The sequence below is a fragment of the Nonomuraea sp. NPDC049784 genome (assembly GCF_040659615.1).
Classification (GTDB): Bacteria; Actinomycetota; Actinomycetes; order Streptosporangiales; family Streptosporangiaceae; genus Nonomuraea.
In genome coordinates this window covers 1-4,503 of sequence record NZ_JBFAMX010000733.1, presented here as the reverse complement: position 1 = coordinate 4,503, position 4,503 = coordinate 1, and the positions used below count along the sequence as shown (strand labels likewise).

Genomic DNA, 4,503 nt, shown 5'->3' with positions numbered 1-4,503 from the left:
CGGTCCGGGCGGCCGGCTGCTGCCGGCTCGTGCGTGCGCTGACCACCGTGCCGGAACCGACCTTCGCTTCGACCAGCCCGTCGTCGCGGAGAGTCGCCATCACTTTGGTCGCGGTCGCGATCGCGACGCCCCATCGCTGGGCGATCTGCCGGATGGACGGCATCCGGTCGCCAGGCCGCAGGTCGCCGGCCAGGATCCGGGCGCGGATCTCCGCGACGATCTGCCGGTATGGCGGATCCGGCCGCTGCGTTGACGACGACATGGGAGCCCCCGGTCCATCGGCGAGGTCGTTGCCTGCCACAAGTGTACTAGTTCAATCTCTGCAGTACTAGTTCACTTTGTCCGCCCAAATCACCAAATAAACGCCGCTTCTGCGGCGGTCTCGATACTCTGTACGCATGACAGCAGATACATCGTACGCATACGTGCGGCGGGCGAATGACGCAGACCGGCAGGCGGTGTTGGACGTCCTCACTGAGGCGTTCATGAACGATCCCCTCGTCTGCTGGCTCTTCCCCAAGGCGGGCGAACGAGGTCTTCTCCAGAGGCACTTCTACCGCCCCCTGCTCGCCCATCCCGCCAGCGAGGCGTACCTGGTCGGCCGTCGCGAGGGCGCGTCGGTGTGGATGACGCTGGCCGCAGGCCAGGCGCCCCATGAGGAGCATCCGGACGTGCCTGAGTCGGGCCGGAGCACGGTCTTCGGTGAGAACGGCGCGCGGTTGCTGGCCCTGGGCCAGGCGCTGGCCCAACGACACCCCGATCGCGAAGCGCACGTCTATCTCCCGTGCATGGGGGTGCTCGGCGGGCGGCAGGGCGCCGGACTCGGCTCGGCGATGTTGCGGCACCGGCTGGAGCGAGCGGACGCCGACGGGCTCGCCGCGTACCTGGAGGCGAGTTCACCCCGGAGTCGCGCCCTCTACCAGCGGCACGGATTCGAGGATCTCCGCGAACCGGTTCGCGTGGCGGACAGCCCGCTCCTGTGGCCGATGTGGCGCCAACCGCGCCGTTGACCGCCGGCGCACGGCAACCCGCCAACTCGCACCACCCGTCCAGCCCCCCTCACTCAACCGGCAGAACCCGACAAACAAAGGAGAGAACGACGATGACCACGAATCATGAAGCTGAGACGACCGCCGCCGCCGCTCACGGTGATCGCCGACCGCCCACCCTGGTGTTCATCCACGGCACCAACGCCCCGTCGTGGATGTGGTCGGGGCTGATCAACGAACTCACCCTGCGCGGGCACCGGGGCGTGTCCGTCGACCTTCCGGGACACGGCCATGAGGCGTTCATCCCCCGCGCGTACCAGGCCCCGCAGGACCTCGAGGCGCTGGCGACCGAACCGTCGCCGAACGCCAAGTTCACCCTCGACGACTATGTCGAGCGCACTGTGGAGGTGGTACGCCGCGCCCGCCGCCACGGGCCCGTGATCCTTGTCGGCGCCAGCCAGGGCGGCGTCACCGTGAGCAGGGTCGGCAACGCCATCCCCGACCTGCTCGATCGGGTGGTCTATGTCGCGGCGTACTGCTGCGTGGACCTGCCGAGCATCTCCGCTTATCAGACCACGCCGGAGAACAGCGACACCCTGCTGCCCCTGGTGACCCAGGCGCTGGTCGCCGATCCGGCGGTCCTGGGAGTGAGCCGGGTCAACTGGCGCACGGCCGACCCGTCGGTGATCGCCGGCATCAAGGAGTGCCTTGCCGGCGACTTCACCGACGAGGCGGTGACCCGGCTGCTCCATGGCCTCGAGCCGGACGAGCCCGCCGGCATTCCGTTGGCTGAAGCCCGGGGCGAAGCGCAGACCTGGGGCCGGATCCCCCGGACGTATGTGCGCTTCACCCTCGACCGGCTGATTCCGCCGGCGCTGCAGGACCGGTTCATCAATGAGGCCGACCGCCTCACTCCGGACAACCTGACTGACGTGCGAAGCGTCGGGGCGCCCCATGTCGGCCCGTTCGACCGGCCCGAACTGGTGGAGATCTTCTCCGAGCTCGCCGGCCGCTGACCCGGCGCACCACGGCCCTTGCAGGGTCGGTCATGGGGACGAGATGGCGGCGCGCAGGGCCGGGAGGATCTCCGTGGCCAGGCGTTCGGACTGGTGGCGGGGGTTCGGGCCGGCCGGCATGAAGTTCATCGACGTGAAGCCCAGGCGGGCGAATCCGGCGAGCTGGTCGGTCACCTCCTGCGGCGAGCCCGCGACCACCGCGTCCCCATCGGCGCGATCCCCGATGCGGAAGGGGACGTTGTACACGCACTCCACCGCGCGCCCGTGGGACAGGACCCGCTCCCGCATGGCGGCCGCCTGCTCCGGCGGGGCGAAGCCGAGGGACGGGATCCACCCGTCGGCCAGCCGGCCGGTCGCGTCGAGGGCGCGCGTGCCGTACGTGCCGAGCCAGATCGGGATCGGCCCCGCGGGCTTGGGCTCCATGGCGGCCTCGTACGTGTGGTACCGGGCGCCCTCGTACGTGAAGCGAGGCTCCGACCACAGGCCGCGGATGATGTGGATCGCCTCCACCATGCCGTCGACCTTCTCCCGCGGCGTGGGCACCCCCAGCCCGAATGCCCGGAACTCCTCATCCGAGTAACCGCCCCCCAGCCCCAGGATCAACCGGCCGCCGGAGAGCCTGTGCAGGGTCTCGGCCATCTTGGCCACCATCGCGGGCGGGCGGTACGGCACCCCGAGCACCCGCGTGGCCACCCTGATCCGCGACGTGGCGGCGGCGACCCAGGTCAGCATCGTCCATATCTCGTACGACGGCTCGCTCCCGCAGGGATGGTCCGAGGCCGAGACGAAGTCGAACCCCAGCTCCTCGGCCGCCCGCGCCTCCCCCACCGGATCGGCCCCGGGGGCCGCCGAGGTCGAGATGCCCAGTCCGAACATGACCCTCCCCTATCAACAGGTTTACATGTAAACCTAAATCCGAAGTTGGTTACACGTCAACTAAACTCGGCGGGCATGGAGCCGCGCTGGTTGGACGACGCCGAGTTCAGGGCCTGGATCGGGTACCGCAGGATGCGGCTGCTCCTGGACGCGCAGGTCAGCCGGGATCTCATGCACGACTCGGGGCTGTCGGCCCCCGACTACGACGTCCTGTCCGCGCTGACCTCCACTGAGGACCACCGGTGGCGGCTCACCAAGCTGGCCGATCGTATGCTCTGGTCGAAGAGCCGCCTGTCACGGCACATCTCCCGGATGGAGCAGCGGGGGCTGGTCAGGCGGGAGGAGTTCGAGGGCGACGCCCGAGGGGCGATGATCGTGCTGACGGAGGGCGGCCTGCGCGCCATCCAGGAGGCCGCGCCCGCACACGTCGGATCCGTCCGCCGCCACTTCATCGACCTGCTCTCCCCCGAGCAGATCCAGACGCTGGGGACGATCGCCGAGACCGTGCTCACGCACTTGTCCGAGGCCGAGGGCGAGGATCCCGCGAAGGGGTCGTGACGACCGGGCCCCCGGTCCTCAGCTCGAGTCACGATTAAGCGTCAACCCGAGGGATGCGATCAGGGCGATCACCTCGTCGCGGTAGATCCCCGTGGGTTCACGGGTGAGCGTGCGCAGGTGGCCGTAGATCTCCAGGGCAACCAGGCCGTGCATGCGGCCCCACACCCGGATCGTGAGCGCCACCGCGTCCGGCGGCAGGCCCGGGAACGTGGCCTGGATGTCCTCCGCCAGCCCCGGGTCGAAGTCGGACCAGCCGTACTCGCCCTTGTCCGGCCCGCGCCAGGCCGCCGCGACCAGGCCGGTGAGCCCCCGGCAGGCACGGTGCTCGGCCTCCTTCGCCGGGCCGTCCGCCGGGGGCTGGTAGCCGGGGACCGCGTCGCCGTAGATCAGGCGGAAACCCTCCGGGTTGGCCAGGGCCCACTCCCGTACGGTCTCGGCCCAGGCCAGGATGCGGCCGCCCGGATCGTCGGCGGGCACGGCGTCGCGGGCGGCCTCCGCCGCCTCCACGAGCGCGGTGTAGAGGTCGGCGATGAGCGTGGTGACCAGGTCGTCGCGGGTCGCGTAGTAGCTGTAGATCGCGCCGGCGGTCATGCCCATCTCGCGGGCGATGGCGCGTAGCGAGATGGCGTCGGGGCCGCCGGCGGCCATGAGTTTGAGCGCGATCGCCTTGATCTCCGCCGTGGTCTCCGCACGCAGCCGGTCGCGCCTGCTCATCGTCTGATCGCCCACTCTTGACAGTCTACAGAGTTGGACTACTGTTCCGCGTGTAGTGATTGAACGGCGTGTAGAAATCATTCGCCGTATACGAATCCTTCTGAGGAGACCTCCCGTGACGCTTGCCGCCTCTCGTGCGCCGACCGACGTGGGCCGTTCCGGGCTCAGGTTGGCGCTCCTGGCGTTCACCCAGCTCATCGTGGCTCTTGACTACAACATCGTTTACGTGGCGCTCCCCGACATCGGAGGGGCCCTGGGATTCAGCACGCGGTCCGTGCAGTGGGTGGTGAGCGCGTACGCCATCGGGCTCGGCGGGCTGCTGCTGCTCGGCGGCCGGGCCGTTGACAAAC

Annotated in this window: 6 protein-coding genes and 1 pseudogene; 4 read left to right on the top strand and 3 right to left on the bottom strand. The window is 69.6% G+C overall.

The genetic code is table 11. The features are described from left to right. A partial coding sequence (locus AB0J09_RS57140; RefSeq protein WP_360711217.1) for a winged helix-turn-helix domain-containing protein occupies positions 1-262 on the bottom strand: 262 nt, incomplete at its 3' end. Positions 263-398: 136 nt separating this feature from the next. On the opposite strand from AB0J09_RS57140, the gene AB0J09_RS57135 reads away from it, so the two are divergent. Together AB0J09_RS57135 and AB0J09_RS57130 are read left to right on the top strand one after the other, a co-directional pair. Continuing rightward, positions 399-1,010: a GNAT family N-acetyltransferase gene (locus AB0J09_RS57135; RefSeq protein WP_360711214.1), complete on the top strand. Its 612-nt coding sequence runs from the start codon at positions 399-401 to the stop codon at positions 1,008-1,010. A 92-nt stretch (positions 1,011-1,102) separates the two neighbouring features. Further along, a complete protein-coding gene (locus AB0J09_RS57130) occupies positions 1,103-2,005 on the top strand; it encodes an alpha/beta fold hydrolase (RefSeq protein ID WP_360711211.1) in 903 nt (300 codons plus the stop codon). Between the two features lie 30 nt (positions 2,006-2,035). Here AB0J09_RS57130 and AB0J09_RS57125 read toward each other — a convergent pair whose 3' ends face one another. Then, positions 2,036-2,881, bottom strand: a complete 846-nt coding sequence (locus AB0J09_RS57125; protein WP_360711209.1) for an LLM class flavin-dependent oxidoreductase — start codon at positions 2,879-2,881, stop codon at positions 2,036-2,038. A gap of 75 nt (positions 2,882-2,956) precedes the next feature. Here AB0J09_RS57125 and AB0J09_RS57120 point away from each other — a divergent pair, with 75 nt between their 5' ends. Then, positions 2,957-3,439, top strand: coding sequence for a MarR family winged helix-turn-helix transcriptional regulator (locus AB0J09_RS57120; protein ID WP_360711206.1), 483 nt, complete (start codon positions 2,957-2,959; stop codon positions 3,437-3,439). An 18-nt stretch (positions 3,440-3,457) separates the two neighbouring features. On the opposite strand, the gene AB0J09_RS57115 is transcribed toward AB0J09_RS57120, so the two are convergent. Beyond that, the gene (locus AB0J09_RS57115) at positions 3,458-4,168 is read right to left on the bottom strand and encodes a TetR/AcrR family transcriptional regulator (RefSeq protein WP_360711203.1); all 711 of its coding nucleotides are present in this window, start codon (positions 4,166-4,168) and stop codon (positions 3,458-3,460) included. Positions 4,169-4,268: 100 nt separating this feature from the next. On the opposite strand from AB0J09_RS57115, the pseudogene AB0J09_RS57110 reads away from it, so the two are divergent. Then, positions 4,269-4,503, top strand: a pseudogene (locus tag AB0J09_RS57110) (MFS transporter); the annotation flags it as partial.